The organism is Trueperella sp. (assembly GCF_043424875.1).
GTDB lineage: Bacteria > Actinomycetota > Actinomycetes > Actinomycetales > Actinomycetaceae > Trueperella.
Genome location: NZ_JBHWPL010000074.1, coordinates 1 through 13,619, shown reverse-complemented (window position 1 = coordinate 13,619; position 13,619 = coordinate 1). Strand labels below are relative to the sequence as shown.

At 62.7% G+C, this 13,619-nt stretch carries 14 protein-coding genes; 10 read left to right on the top strand and 4 right to left on the bottom strand.

What is annotated here, in order from left to right; all coding sequences use genetic code 11:
• Positions 1 to 19: 19 nt before the first annotated feature.
• The 7 genes from argC to ACHFFR_RS06705 are packed head-to-tail and all read left to right on the top strand — an operon-like array spanning position 20 to position 6,402.
• A complete protein-coding gene (argC, locus tag ACHFFR_RS06735) occupies positions 20 to 1,066 on the top strand; it encodes an N-acetyl-gamma-glutamyl-phosphate reductase (protein ID WP_394263498.1) in 1,047 nt (348 codons plus the stop codon).
• On the top strand, positions 1,066 to 2,253 hold the full coding sequence (argJ, locus tag ACHFFR_RS06730; RefSeq protein ID WP_394263497.1) for a bifunctional glutamate N-acetyltransferase/amino-acid acetyltransferase ArgJ: 1,188 nt from the start codon (positions 1,066 to 1,068) through the stop codon (positions 2,251 to 2,253). The genes argC and argJ overlap by 1 nt, the downstream gene beginning before the upstream one ends.
• On the top strand, positions 2,250 to 3,206 hold the full coding sequence (gene argB / locus ACHFFR_RS06725; protein WP_394263496.1) for an acetylglutamate kinase: 957 nt from the start codon (positions 2,250 to 2,252) through the stop codon (positions 3,204 to 3,206). The genes argJ and argB overlap by 4 nt, the downstream gene beginning before the upstream one ends.
• Positions 3,203 to 4,345: an acetylornithine transaminase gene (locus ACHFFR_RS06720; protein WP_394263495.1), complete on the top strand. Its 1,143-nt coding sequence runs from the start codon at positions 3,203 to 3,205 to the stop codon at positions 4,343 to 4,345. Before argB ends, ACHFFR_RS06720 begins: the two co-directional genes overlap by 4 nt.
• The gene (locus ACHFFR_RS06715; RefSeq protein WP_394263494.1) at positions 4,342 to 4,845 is read left to right on the top strand and encodes an arginine repressor; all 504 of its coding nucleotides are present in this window, start codon (positions 4,342 to 4,344) and stop codon (positions 4,843 to 4,845) included. Before ACHFFR_RS06720 ends, ACHFFR_RS06715 begins: the two co-directional genes overlap by 4 nt.
• 10 nt (positions 4,846 to 4,855) lie before the next feature.
• On the top strand, positions 4,856 to 6,091 hold the full coding sequence (locus ACHFFR_RS06710; protein ID WP_394263493.1) for an argininosuccinate synthase: 1,236 nt from the start codon (positions 4,856 to 4,858) through the stop codon (positions 6,089 to 6,091).
• Between the two features lie 5 nt (positions 6,092 to 6,096).
• The gene (locus tag ACHFFR_RS06705; RefSeq protein WP_394263492.1) at positions 6,097 to 6,402 is read left to right on the top strand and encodes a hypothetical protein; all 306 of its coding nucleotides are present in this window, start codon (positions 6,097 to 6,099) and stop codon (positions 6,400 to 6,402) included.
• A 9-nt stretch (positions 6,403 to 6,411) separates the two neighbouring features.
• Here the strand turns inward: ACHFFR_RS06705 and ACHFFR_RS06700 are convergent, their stop codons facing one another.
• The 3 genes from ACHFFR_RS06700 to galE all read right to left on the bottom strand — a co-directional run bounded on the left by ACHFFR_RS06700 (position 6,412) and on the right by galE (position 9,812).
• Positions 6,412 to 7,683, bottom strand: coding sequence for an MFS transporter (locus tag ACHFFR_RS06700; protein WP_394263491.1), 1,272 nt, complete (start codon positions 7,681 to 7,683; stop codon positions 6,412 to 6,414).
• A 1-nt stretch (position 7,684) separates the two neighbouring features.
• Positions 7,685 to 8,686, bottom strand: a complete 1,002-nt coding sequence (argF, locus tag ACHFFR_RS06695; RefSeq protein WP_394263490.1) for an ornithine carbamoyltransferase — start codon at positions 8,684 to 8,686, stop codon at positions 7,685 to 7,687.
• A 73-nt stretch (positions 8,687 to 8,759) separates the two neighbouring features.
• A complete protein-coding gene (gene galE / locus ACHFFR_RS06690; protein WP_394263489.1) occupies positions 8,760 to 9,812 on the bottom strand; it encodes a UDP-glucose 4-epimerase GalE in 1,053 nt (350 codons plus the stop codon).
• A gap of 84 nt (positions 9,813 to 9,896) precedes the next feature.
• On the opposite strand from galE, the gene argH reads away from it, so the two are divergent.
• From argH to tyrS, 3 genes are all read left to right on the top strand, one after another.
• Entirely contained in the window at positions 9,897 to 11,318 is a 1,422-nt protein-coding gene (gene argH, locus ACHFFR_RS06685; RefSeq protein WP_394263488.1) for an argininosuccinate lyase, read from the top strand.
• 8 nt (positions 11,319 to 11,326) lie between these two features.
• A complete protein-coding gene (locus ACHFFR_RS06680) occupies positions 11,327 to 11,770 on the top strand; it encodes a hypothetical protein (RefSeq protein ID WP_394263487.1) in 444 nt (147 codons plus the stop codon).
• Positions 11,771 to 11,846: 76 nt separating this feature from the next.
• Positions 11,847 to 13,106: a tyrosine--tRNA ligase gene (tyrS, locus tag ACHFFR_RS06675; RefSeq protein WP_394263486.1), complete on the top strand. Its 1,260-nt coding sequence runs from the start codon at positions 11,847 to 11,849 to the stop codon at positions 13,104 to 13,106.
• Between the two features lie 274 nt (positions 13,107 to 13,380).
• Here tyrS and ACHFFR_RS06670 read toward each other — a convergent pair.
• Positions 13,381 to 13,619 (bottom strand): hypothetical protein (locus ACHFFR_RS06670; protein ID WP_394263485.1); only part of this gene is annotated, 239 nt, incomplete at its 5' end.

The window sequence follows — 13,619 nt, the reverse complement described above, 5'->3', positions numbered from 1 at the left end:
CGAGCGTATAGTTATGCGTATGACATTCACAGTAGCGATCGCGGGAGCCACCGGTTATGCAGGTGGCGAGGTTGCGCGCGTACTCCTCGCCCATCCGGAGGCGGATATTCGCACCGTGAGCGCGCATTCCTCGCGCGGGAAGCTCGGGGAGCATCAACCGCACCTGAGACCCCTGCGCGATCGTGACATCCAGCCGTTATCCGCCGATGTTCTCGCACATCACGACGTCGTCGTGCTCGGCTTGCCCCACGGGGCGTCGGCCGCGATGACGGTCGAAATCGAAGCGCTTAATCCCGATGCCCTGATCGTCGACCTCGGCGCCGATCACCGGCTCGAAAGTGCACAGGCGTGGCAGGAGTACTACGGCTCCGAGGCCGCTGAGCCGTGGACGTACGGCATGCCTGAACTCATTCGGGCGAGCGGTCCCACCCAGCGCGAGCTGCTCGCCCGCGCCACCCGGATCGCCGCGCCCGGATGCAACGCCTCGGCGGTCACGTTCGCAGCGCAACCCGCCGTCGTCGCCGGGCTTGCGACCGGCGAGGACATCGTTGCAACACTTGCGGTGGGCTACTCGGGCGCGGGCAAGAGCCCGAAGACGCACCTGCTCGCAGCTGAAGCCAGCGAGTCGGCCGCGCCGTACGCCGTCGGAGGTACGCATCGGCACATTCCGGAGATCACGCAGAACCTTCAGGCTGCTGGTGCCGCGACGGTGTCGATGTCTTTCACACCCGTGCTCGTTCCGATGTCGCGAGGCATTCTGGCCACCGTGTCGATTCCCGTTGTGGATGGCACGGACGCCGGCGAGGTACTCGACGCCTACCAGGGCGCGCTTGCGAACGAGCCGTTCGTCGTGTGGTCAGAGCAGTGGCCGACCACGGGCGCCACAGTCGGATCGAATCTCGCACTCGTCCACGCGGAGCTCGATCGCGACGGCCGCCGAATTACGGCAATATGCGCGATCGACAACCTCGTCAAGGGAACGGCGGGCGCCGCGGTACAGTCAATGAACCTCGCGCTCGGCTTCGATGAAACCACCGGACTATCTCAGGTAGGTGTGGCACCCTAATGCTGTTTTCACGCAACACGATTCCGGTCGATACCGAGCTCGGCGTTACGGCTCCGCAGGGCTTTCGAGCTGCGGGAGTGTCTGCCGGCATCAAGAGCGCTGGCAAGGACGTCGCCGTCGTCGTCAACGATGGCCCGGAGGTCGTTTCGGCTCATGTGCTCACGCAAAATCGCGTGTTCGCCGCGCCCGTCCAGTGGATGAAAGAAACAACCGGCTCAAACTACAGGGCGGTCATCCTCAACTCGGGCGGTGCAAACGCCGCAACCGGCGAGCGCGGCTACCGTGATAGCGTCGAGACGGCTCAGTTCGTGGCCACCAAGCTCGGCGTGGAACCCGCCGAGGTGGCCGTGTGCTCGACCGGACTCATCGGCGAATTGCTGCCGATGGGCAAGATCCGCGCTGGCGCCGAGGAGGCTATTGACTTACTCAGCCGCGACGGGGGAGGTGACGCCGCGCTGGCCATCATGACCACCGACACCCGGCCAAAGCAGGCGGGTATCGCAGGGGAGTATTCGATCGGATCGATGGTCAAGGGCGCGGGCATGCTCGCCCCCGGCATGGCCACGATGCTGTGCGTGATCACCACCGACGCGGTACTCACTCAGGCGCAGGCCCAGCGCGCACTGGATATCGCCGTCGAATATTCCTTTAACCGGATCGATTCCGATGGCGCGATGTCCACCAACGACACCGTGATTCTCATGGCATCGGGCGCCTCCGGCGTTGAACCGGCCGACTTCACCGAGAACCTCACGGCCGTGGCTCAGTCACTCGCTCGCCAGCTCATCGGCGACGCCGAGGGAGCCTCCCACGACGTCCTCATCCGCGTCAGCGGAGCCAGCTCGCAGGAGGCTGGCCTCGCCGTCGCACGTGCAATTTCGCGCTCCAATTTGTTGAAGACGGCGATCTTCGGCAACGATCCGAACTGGGGTCGAGTCATTGCTCAGGCCGGAACCGTCCCGGCCGACGTCGCGCCGTTCGATCCTGACGCCCTCGACGTATGGTTCAACGGCGTTCCCGTGTGCCGTTCAGGAGGGGTCGGCGATGACCGCTCGCTGGTGGATCTCGGCTCGAGCCGCGACGTGACGATCGAGATCGACCTGCACGCTGGGCAGGAGGTCGTTGAACTGTGGACCAACGATCTCACCCATGACTACGTCCACGAGAACTCGGCGTACTCGACATGAACCAGACCATTCTCGAACGGCTCCAAGGAGCTCAAGTTAAGGCGGAAACGCTCATCGAAGCGCTTCCGTGGATCAAGGAATTCACGGGCAAGCGCGTGGTGATCAAGTACGGCGGCAACGCCATGATCAACGACGAACTCAAGCGCGCGTTCGCCAAAGACATCATCTTCATGCGCTCGGTCGGGCTCCTCCCGATCGTCGTGCACGGCGGTGGCCCGCAGATCAACACGATGCTCCAGCGGGTTGGGATCGTCTCGGAGTTCCGCGGCGGCCTGCGCGTGACGGACAAGGAAACGATGAACGTCGTGCGCATGGTGCTGACCGGCCAGGTCCAGCGCGAGCTCGTCTCGCTCCTGAACCTGAATGGACCCTACGCGATGGGAATCTCGGGCGAGGACGCGGGATTGCTTACCGCGCGTCGTCGGACCGCGACGATCGACGGTTCGGCCGTGGACATCGGTCACGTGGGCGACATCCTGGACGTCAATACGAACTCGCTCAACCAGATGCTCTCCGCCGGAATGATCCCGGTCGTCTCGACCGTCGCGGTGGACGTCGATCACCCCGAAGAGGTGTTAAACGTCAACGCGGACACTGCGGCCGGCGCAATCGCCGAAGCAGCCGGCGCGGACAAGCTCATCATGCTGACCGACGTCGAGGGCCTCTACTTGGATTGGCCCGATAAGTCGTCGCTCGTCTCGGAAATCCATCCCGGCGACCTCCGGAAGCTCGTGCCGCACCTGGATTCGGGCATGAGGCCGAAGATGGAAGCGGCGCTGTATGCGATTTACCACGGTGTGCCCAAGGCGCACATTATCGACGGGCGCATGGCACACTCGATGTTGCTCGAGATCTTTACCGACGCCGGCATCGGCACGCAGGTGGCCGAGTCGGCCGCCCGGATGCCAGCGCGCACGGCCATGACCACCACCACAGAGGAGGACGGCCAGTGAACTACGAGGATTTGTACCGGCAGACGATGATGAATGCCTTTGGCCCGCCACAGCTCGTGATCGAGCGCGGCGAGGGCGTGTACGTGTGGGATACACACGGCACAAAGTACCTTGACCTCCTCGCGGGAATCGCGGTGAACGCGCTGGGCTACGGGCATCCGGCGATCGTCAACGCACTGAGCGAGCAGGCCAAGAAAGTCACGCACACCTCGAACTTCTTCGCCACGGTCCCGCAGATCAAGCTCGCCGACAAGCTTCAGCACGCGCTGTCGGCCGAGGGGTACGTCGGCGCATCCGCGCGCGTGTTCTTCTGCAACTCGGGCACCGAAGCCAACGAAGCCGCGATAAAGATGGCCCTCATGCACAAGCCGAAGGGTACGATCATCGCGCTGAAGCACGGGTTCCACGGGCGCACCCTCGGCTCGCTATCGATCACCCACAAGCCGGCGATCCGCGAACCGTTCGAGCCGCTCGGTGGCAATGTGCTGTTCATCGAGCCCACGGTCGACGCGTTGGACGCGGCGGCGAACGACGACGTCGCGGCGATTTTCGTCGAAACCATTCAGGCCGAGGCCGGGATCCATCCGCTGTCCGAGGAGTTCTTGCGCCGGGCGCGCGGTGTGGCCGATAGGTGCAACGCACTCCTCGTCGTCGACGAAGTCCAGACGGGCATGGGCCGCACCGGGCGCTGGTTTGCGCACTCCGACGTCGTGAAGGCGGACGTCATTACGCTAGCGAAAGGCCTCGGCGGGGGCGTCCCGATTGGCGCCGTGATCGGCGTCGAAAAGTCCGGACGCCTCATGAGCCCGGGAAGCCACGGCACCACCTTCGGTGGCAACCCGCTCGCCGCGGCTGCCGCGGTGGCGGTCATGGACGAGGTGGAAGGCCTGCTCGGCCACGTCACCTCGACCGGCGAGTGGTTACGCAGCGAACTGGACCTCATCGGTTACGACACGCGTGGCGCTGGCCTGCTGATCGGCGTCGCTGTGGAGGACGCCCCGACGGTACATACAGAACTCCTCGAGCGCGGATTCATCGTCAACGCGCCAAATGCCGAGACGATCCGAGTGGCGCCGCCGCTCGTGATCACGCGCGAGGAGCTTCAGCCGTTCGTTGACGTCATGAAGGAGTTGTCATGAGCACAATATCGACCCGGGCGGCGCGCTTGGCGCGGATCATTGCGATCGTTGAATCGCGACCAATCTCATCGCAAGGCGAGCTGCGTCAGTTGCTCGCGGACGAGGGCATTGACGTCACGCAGGCAACGCTCTCGCGCGACCTTGACGAACTGCAGGCGCGCAAGGAGCCGACGCCCGACGGCGGGCGCGCGTACCGCATCCCATCGCCCGGAGTGGCCGGCGAGCAGGAGAGCGCCGCCGATGGTAACCTGCAACGCTGGGCGCGCGAGGTCATGGTCTCCGCCCAATCGGCGCAGAACCAGCTCGTGCTCAGAACCCCGCCAGGAGCCGCGCAGCTCCTCGCATCCGCGCTCGATCGGGCAGTGCTCGAGGGCGTCCTTGGATGCATCGCCGGCGACGACACCGTACTTGTTATCACCCAGAACCAGGAGCGAGCCGAGAGGTTATTGAAGGACCTGATCGACATCGCCCAAGCACAAACGTCAAACAACGAGGAATAAAGGAAGAAACATGGCAAAGGATCGCGTAGTACTCGCATACTCTGGAGGTCTTGACACCTCCGTCGCAATTGGCTGGATCGCCGAACGGACCGGTGCAGAGGTTGTGACCGTGGCTGTCGACGTCGGCCAGGGCGGTGAAGATCTCGAGGTCATCCGCCAGCGCGCACTCGACTGCGGCGCGGTGGAATCCTACGTGGCTGACGCTCGCGACGAGTTCGCCGAGCAATACTGCATGCTCGACCTTCAGGCCAATGGCCTGTACATGGACGCATATCCGCTTGTCTCCGCGCTTTCGCGGCCCGTGATTGTTAAGCATCTGGTGACGGCAGCGCGCGAATTCGGTGGCTCCGTGGTCGCTCACGGTTGTACTGGTAAGGGCAACGATCAGGTGCGTTTTGAAAACGGCATCACGGCGCTCGGCCCGGACCTGCGTTGCCTCGCGCCCGTGCGAGACCTCGCTCTGACGCGCGAGTTCGCGATCTCGTACGCGGAAAAGCATGACCTTCCCATCGAGACGACGAAGTCGAACCCGTTTTCAATCGATCAGAACGTGTGGGGACGCGCAATTGAGACCGGTTACCTCGAGGACCTGTGGAACGCGCCCACCAAGGACGTCTACTCCTACACCGATGACCCGGCCTACCCGCCGCTTCCCGACGAGGTCGTTATCGAGTTCGACAAGGGCATCCCTGTGAAGATCGACGGAAAGGACGTCACGCCGCTGCAGGCCATTGAAGAGATGAACCGCCGCGCCGGTGCACAGGGTATCGGCCGGATCGACATCGTCGAGGATCGCATGGTCGGCATTAAGTCGCGTGAGATCTACGAGGCTCCGGGCGCGATGGCACTCATCACCGCGCACAAGGAACTCGAGCGCGTGACGATGGACCGCGAGCAGGCGCGCTTCAAGCAGCGCGTGGCGCTGCGCTGGTCCGAGCTCGTGTACGAGGGCCAGTGGTTCTCGCCGCTCAAGCGCTCGCTGGATGCATTCATTCTTGACACCCAGGAATACGTTTCGGGCGAGATCCGCATGACGCTCCACGGTGGCCGCGCCGAGGTGACGGGCCGCCGCTCGAACACGTCGCTTTACGACTTCAACCTCGCCACCTACGACGAGGGCGATACGTTCAACCAGTCGCACGCGCGCGGATTCATCGAGCTGACGGGTCTGACCTCGAAGCTTGCCGCCGCACGCGACGTCGAGTTCGGCAAGGGCGAGGCCATGCCGAAGCTCAACCTGTCCTAGTGGTCATGGACACACCGACGGGGACGTTGCGCCTGCGCCGAATTTCTGGCGTGCGCATGTGCGGGATAAACGAGATCGCGCGCACGGCAATGCGTATCCCGTCGAACCGGTCCTACGAACTGGAATTCATTGGAGGCGACGACGGCCCGGTTGAGCGGCTCACCGTACCTGAACCCATGCCGATTTTGCGCAAGACATTCGGATTCAATCGGCGAGCGGCTCTCGACCTCATTCAGTCTGCCGACCTGCTGGCCGATTCCGGCATGAGCACGTGGGTGGAACTACCGGTGAGTGCCGGCGGCTTGAGATAGCAGCTGGCACTACAGCCGATTGCCACGCAGGTCAGTGCCGAGTCGTCGGTAGGCGAGCGGGAGCAGCGCCGCTGACCAGATGAGGCCAAGAACTCCGATCGCGACCGTCGCCCACAGGCCCGCGCGTAAATCGACGAGCCGCGTCATGCCCGAAATAACGAACGGGCCGGCGGCCGTTCCGATAGCCACGATTGACTGCCAGATTCCGAGGAAGCTCGCGCGGTTTGTGGTAGGGGACAGGTCCGCTCCAATCGTCATGACGATGCCCGCGCCAAAGCCGTTTCCAAATCCGAGGATGGCTGCTCCGATAACGAAACCCACCGGCGTCGTGAACACAATCATCACGATGATGCCGATCGGCATAAAAATGAGCGACGGCAAGAGAGCCCAGTGCCGGCCGCGCTGATCCATAAGCGATCCCGAGACCACGAACATGACGGTGTCGAACAGTGCGGTCACCGCGAATGTTGCCGTGACGAAGGTGGGTTCGTATCCCTGGAACGTGCCCCACAGGGGAACGATGACGTTGCGATTTGCCCGCATGACGTTCAGGCAGTTGAGGGCGAAACCGAGGATGAACGTCGAGAGTTTTGACCTGTGCTCTACGGCGCGTTCGGAGGTGCCGCGCTCGTCGCGTGGCGTTGGACGACGGGCGGGACCGCGGTCGGATTCTCGCGCTCCCACCGGTTCGGGTAGAACGTAGGCAATGATCAGGGCGAGCGCGAGCGCCACGAGCACAACGTTGATCACGAAGACGGACTGCAACGCCCAGACCGCCAGCAGCGCAGTGGCGACCAGCGGCCCGATGAGCTGGCCGATCCGCATCATTCCGCCGAGCGTGGATAGGCTCCGGGCTCGCCATATTGCCGGCACGGATTCGGCGACGTACGCCTGGCGCGCCAGCGACCACGTGTTCGCGCCGATCGCTAGCAACACGATCGAGAGAACGAAAACTATCTGCGCCGTCGGCGTACCCGGGAACTGCAACGTCCACAGGAAGCCACCCAGCGCAACGAAGGCGATGACGGAGCCGCCGATGAGCGCCGAACGATCGCCGATTCGCGAGATCACCCGGCCGATGATCGGGGAGATGAGGATCGCGATGAACCCGAAGATTCCTACCGCGGCCGACGATCCGGCCTCGTCAAAGCCCACGCTCAGTGCCGCAAGCACGAGCACCGGTAGCACCGCACCGCCACCGATCGCAAAAATCAGCGCGGGTAGGTAGATCGGCAGGATGAGTCGAGTGATTGGGTTTTTCTCGAGGAAACGGGCCGCCAAACTAGAGATCTTCGCTCAATGTGGCCACCATGACGGCCTTGATCGTGTGCATTCGGTTCTCGGCCTGGTCGAAGACCACGGATTGCGCCGAGGAGAACACCTCGTCGGTGACCTCGAGCGCGTCCATGCCCGTCGCTTCGTACACCTCGCGCCCCACGGTGGTGTTGAGATCGTGGAAGGCTGGCAGGCAGTGCATAAAGATGGCGCTCTCGTTGCCGGTGGCTGCCATGAGATCGGCATTGACCTGATAGGGCCGTAGCGCTTCGACGCGCTCGTTCCACACGTCCTTCGATTCGCCCATTGATACCCACACATCCGTCGATACCGAGTCAGCGCCGTCGACCGCGCCTAGATCCTCAGTGATGGTAATCCTCGCGCCGGTTTCATCCGCGAACGCCTCGGCGATCTCGAGCGCCTCGTCGTCGGGCTGATACGCCGTAGGAGCGATGATCCGCACGTCCATGCCAAGCATCGCGGAGGATACGAGGAAGGAGCGCCCCACGTTGAACCGAGCGTCGCCCACGTAGACGTTCACCACATCGGACAGCGGCTTAGCCACATGCTCCTTGATCGTCAACGCATCGGCGAGGGTCTGAGTGGGATGCCAGTCGTCGGTCAAACCGTTGTATACCGGCACTCCGGCCCACTGCGCGAGCGTCTCAACATCGGCCTGCAACGAGCCGCGGAACTGAATCGCGTCGTAGAACCGGCCGAGCACGGCCGCGGTATCCGCATACGATTCCTTGTGGCCCATCTGCGACGTCGATCCGTCGAGCACCGTGACGTGCGCGCCCTGGTGGTAGGCGGCGACTTCAAACGCCGTGCGGGTGCGGGTGGACGTCTTTTCAAAAATCAGCGCGATCGTCTTGCCCGCGAGGTACTGGACCTCGCGGCCTTCCCTGCGGTCGCGCTTCAGGCACGCAGCCAGATCGATGAGACCTTCCCACTGCGTGGGCGTGAAGTCAGCTTCTTTGAGTAATGAGCGTCCAACAAGTTCATTCATGTGGGAATTGTAGCCCTGACCACCCGCGCCGGAATAGGCGTTTCGCGTTAAGGACGCGGGCGCGTGCACCGCGTCAGCTGGCATTGACCGACGACGGCGTGGACTGCGCCTCGCCGTCGGGATAGCCGTCCGGATTATTCGACTGCCACCGCCACGTATCGGTGCACATATCCTCGATCGTCAATTCGGTCTGCCAGCCAAGTTCCTCCAGCGCGAGCGTTGGCGTGGCGTAGATTTCCGCGCGATCGCCCGCTCTGCGCGGCGCCACCTCTTTGGCCAGCTCGAAGCCGCACGCCTGTTCGAACGCGGCCACGAGTTCGAAGACCGACGTTCCTTTGCCGGTTCCGAGGTTCCAGATCTTCACGCTCGAGTCGAAGCCGCCCAGCTTTTCCAGCGCGACGACGTGCGCCTTGGCGAGGTCGGTCACGTGCAGGTAGTCGCGGATCGCCGAACCATCGCGTGTGGGGTAGTCATCGCCGAAGATGAGGAGCTTGTCCTGACGCCCAGCGGCCACCTTCGCGACCGCCGGCATGAGATTGTTCGGCCGGCCAAGCGGATTCTCGCCGATACGGCCCGAGGCATCCGCCCCGACGGGATTGAAGTACCGCAGTAGGCCAAGCTTGAGGTCATGCGCCTGCGCGATGTCCGTGAGGATGCGTTCGCCGGCCACCTTCGTGTACCCGTACGGGGAGAGGGAATCGAGGTGCGGCTCGGACTCGGTGAGGGGGAGTTCGGCGTCGCCATAAACGGTGGCCGAGGAGGAGAAGACGATCGTGTCGCATCCCGAGGCGATCATCGCGCGGGCGATCGAGAAGGTCGTGTTGAGGTTGTTCTCGTAGTAGTCCAGTGGCTGTTCGACGGATTCGCCGACGGCCTTGTATCCCGCAAAATGAATGACGGCATCTGGCGTTTCCTTCTCGAAGATCGCGCGCGTGAGGCTCTGATCGGCGAGGTCTGCCCTGTACCACGTGAGGTGAGTGCCGGTGATCTCCTCGAGGCGGTCAATGACCGTTTCTTTCGAGTTCGAAAAGTTATCAACAATGACCGGTTCGTGGCCTGCCTTCACCAACTCAACCACCGTGTGAGAGCCGATGTACCCTGCGCCGCCAGCAACCAATACCTTCATGAACACTCCTCGCTCGTTTTGAAGAAAGTATACAGGGGTGGACTCGTTTTCCGCGTAGGCCAATACTTTGGCACAATCGAGGGCATGGAACATGTGGCACTTTGGGGCGGACGCTTTAGCGGCGAACCCGCCGACGCACTGACGGAACTCTCACGCTCAACCCACTTCGACTGGCGGCTCGCCCGTTACGACATCGCCGGTTCACGGGCACACGCGCGAGCCCTGAACGCCGCCGATTTGCTCACGGACGGCGAGCTTTCCGACATGCTCACGGCGCTCGCGCAGCTTGACGACGACGTCGTCTCGGGAGCCTTCGTTCCTCAGCCCGACGACGAGGACGTTCACACCGCCCTCGAACGCGGACTCCTCGAGCGAGCCGGTCAGGCGCTGGGCGGAAAGATTCGCGCCGGCCGCTCCCGCAATGATCAGATCGCCACTCTCATTCGCATGTACCTGCGCGACCAGTCGCGCATCATCGGAGGCAAGCTGCTCGACGTCGCCGACGCCCTGCTGTCGCAAGCCGAGCGCGCGGGGGAGGCAATCATGCCCGGGCGCACCCACCTCCAGCACGCCCAGCCCATCCTCGTGGCCCACCATCTGCTCGCGCACGTGTGGCCGATGATCCGCGACGTCGATCGGCTCGTCGATCTTGACGCGCGCCTGTCCGAGAGTCCCTACGGCTCCGGCGCACTGGCAGGCAACACCCTCGGGATGGATCCGCAGGCGGTTGCCGAGGATCTTGGCTTCACGACGTCGGTGTGGAACTCGATCGATGGGACCTCGGCTCGCGATCTGGCCGCCGAATTCGCCTGGGTGATGGCTCAGATCGGTATTGATCTGTCCCGGATCTCGGAGGAGATCATCATCTGGAACACGAAGGAATTCTCCTTCGTCACCCTCGACGACGCGTTTTCGACGGGATCCTCGATCATGCCGCAGAAGAAGAACCCCGACGTGGCGGAGCTGGCGCGTGGCAAGGCCGGCCGGCTCATCGGCGACCTCACCGGGCTGCTGGCCATGCTCAAGGGTCTCCCGCTCGCGTACGACCGCGATTTGCAAGAGGATAAGGAGCCGGTCTTCGACCAGATCGACACCCTGGACGTCCTGCTGCCCGCGGTCTCCGGCATGATCGACACGATGGTGCTCAACTACGAGCGCATGGCCGAGCTCGCCCCTCAGGGATTCTCGCTCGCGACGGACATTGCCGAATGGCTCGTGCGCCAGGGCGTTCCTTTCCGTGAGGCGCACGAGGTCTCGGGCGCCTGCGTGGCGGAGTGCGAGAAGCAAGACAAGGAGCTTTGGGACCTGACCGACGCCGAGTTCACGGCAATCGATCAGCGCCTGACGCCCGAGGTTCGAGATGTGCTCACAGTTGACGGCTCGGTGGCCGCTCGGGCTGGGCGAGGCGGAACTGCGCCCGATCGCGTGCGCGAGCAGAAGGCCGAAGCGCGCACGCGAATCACGGATCTGCGCGCCTTCACCGACTCCCGCGTCGAGGCGCGATAGCCGCGAGCATGAGCGCAGGCGCGTTCCTGTTTTTGGTGAACCCGACGCTCGCCTACGATCCGTATCCGGATTGGGCGAGGTGGATCCCCGCGCTCGAGCGTGGAAAAACAGCGACGACGACGTGGAACACGGGAAACCGCCGCCACGGCATGGAGATCGGCGACCTTGCCGTCATCGTAAAAGTCGGAGTGGAACCCCGCGGCCTGGTGGGCGCTGGGCGTGTGGCGAGCACCGTCGTCGTCGGACCTCATTGGAATCCGCTCGCGAAGACGCCGGAAACCGGCTACGTCGATCTTGAACTCACTGAGCTCTGGCCCATCGACGAACCTGTACCCCTCGAGGTCCTGCAGTGGAACATTCCCGACGTGAACTGGACTCCGCGCCAATCGGCAACCGCGCTACCTGCCAGCCGGGTGGAGGCCTTGCTGCGGGAGGTCTCGGAGGCTGAATAGATTCGGATTTGCCGAAACGATGAGGCAGAATGTGACCGTGCTCGACGTGAGCGAAAGAAGATAGAAGGGAAACGACGTGAGCGACGTCCTCGACGAACTTGAATGGCGCGGGCTCATTGCCCAGCACTCGGATATTGACAAGTTGCGCGCAGATCTTGCCGAGGGTCCGATCACGTTCTATTGCGGCTTCGATCCCACCGCTCCCTCTCTTCACCACGGCCACCTCGTTGCCGTGAAGGTCATGCGTCATCTTCAGCTTGCCGGCCACAATCCACTCGTGCTCGTGGGCGGAGCAACCGGGCTCATCGGGGATCCACGCGACAAGGGCGAACGCACACTCAACACCAAGGACACGGTGGCCCAGTGGGCGCTCTCGCTCAAGAGTCAGCTCGAATCGCTGCTCGACTTTGAGGGCGAGAACCCCGCGCGGACCGTCAATAATCTCGACTGGACGTCCGAGCTGTCAGCCATCGACCTGCTGCGCGATCTCGGCAAGCACTTCCGCATGGGAACGATGCTGAGCAAGGACATCGTCAAGCGCAGGCTGGAATCCGACGAGGGCATCTCCTACACGGAGTTCTCCTATCAAATCCTTCAGGCCAACGACTACCTCGAGTTATACCGGCGCTATAACTGCACGCTCGAAGTGGGTGGCAACGACCAGTGGGGCAACCTCGTGGGCGGCATGGACCTCATCCACAAGGTTGAGGGCACGTCCGTCCATGTGCTGACCAATCCGCTCATCACCAAGTCCGACGGATCGAAGTTCGGCAAGTCCGAGGGCGGCGCGATCTGGCTCAACCCCGACATGCTTAGCCCGTACAAGTTCTACCAGTTCTGGCTCAACACGGCGGACGAGGACGTCGTGAACATGCTCAAGGTCTTCACCTTCCTGAGTAAGGAAGAGATCGACGAGCTCGAGACGATGGTTCACGAGCGCCCGCAGGCGCGCCAAGCCCAGCGCCTGCTCGCAGAAGAAGTGACGACCTGGGTACACGGCGCCGAGAACACCGAGCGGGTTAAGCAGGCCTCGGCTGTGCTGTTCGGGCGCGCCGAGCCCACCGGGTTGGACGAGCGAACGCTTCTGGACGCGACGGCGGAGCTTCCGTCCGCCCAGGCAACGCTTGGCAGCGACATCCAAGACGTGCTCGTCGAGCTCGGCCTGGAAAAGGGCAGGGGAGCGGCAAGGCGAACCATCGCGTCCGGCGGCGTCTACATCAACAACGTGAAGGTCGACGACGAGGATCGCGTGCTTGAAGAAAGCGACGTGCTGGCCGGCGGCGTTATCTTGATCCGCAAGGGCCGCAAAAACCTGACTGTCGTGCACGTGAGCTAACGAGAGACCGGCGGAATTCCGCCGAAAAGTGGCTGTGACCAGCGACACCGCTGAATAGTTTGACGTCGGTGGGCGAACTGCGTAAAGTAAATATCCGTTGCCAAGGAGTGCCAACGAGATCCTAGAAATTATTTCTTCGATATCGTGCGCTCTGAAAAGGTCGATTTCGACCTTTGACAATTGGCAATACGGACTCTAAGATTGAGAGTCCCTCCCTTTCGGATTGACCCGAGAAAGTCGGGTTCTTTCGAATGTGGGTGTGTTGTTTGATATCTCAATAGTGTGTCAGCTTTTTATGTTGTATTTTTTTCTGGTTTGGCTGGCTTTCCTTTTTTTGGGGGGTTGGTTGGATCTTTTTATGGCCATGGCTGGTGTTCTGCCTTTGGGTGGGGTGTTGGTTGTGGTTGCCAGTTTGTTCTGGTTTTTGAAGAGCTTGTTTTTCAGGTTCTCTATTGATTGTGGGGCTGCCGGGCTTTTGTTTGGTGGTTCTATTTTTTTGTGGAGAGTTTGATC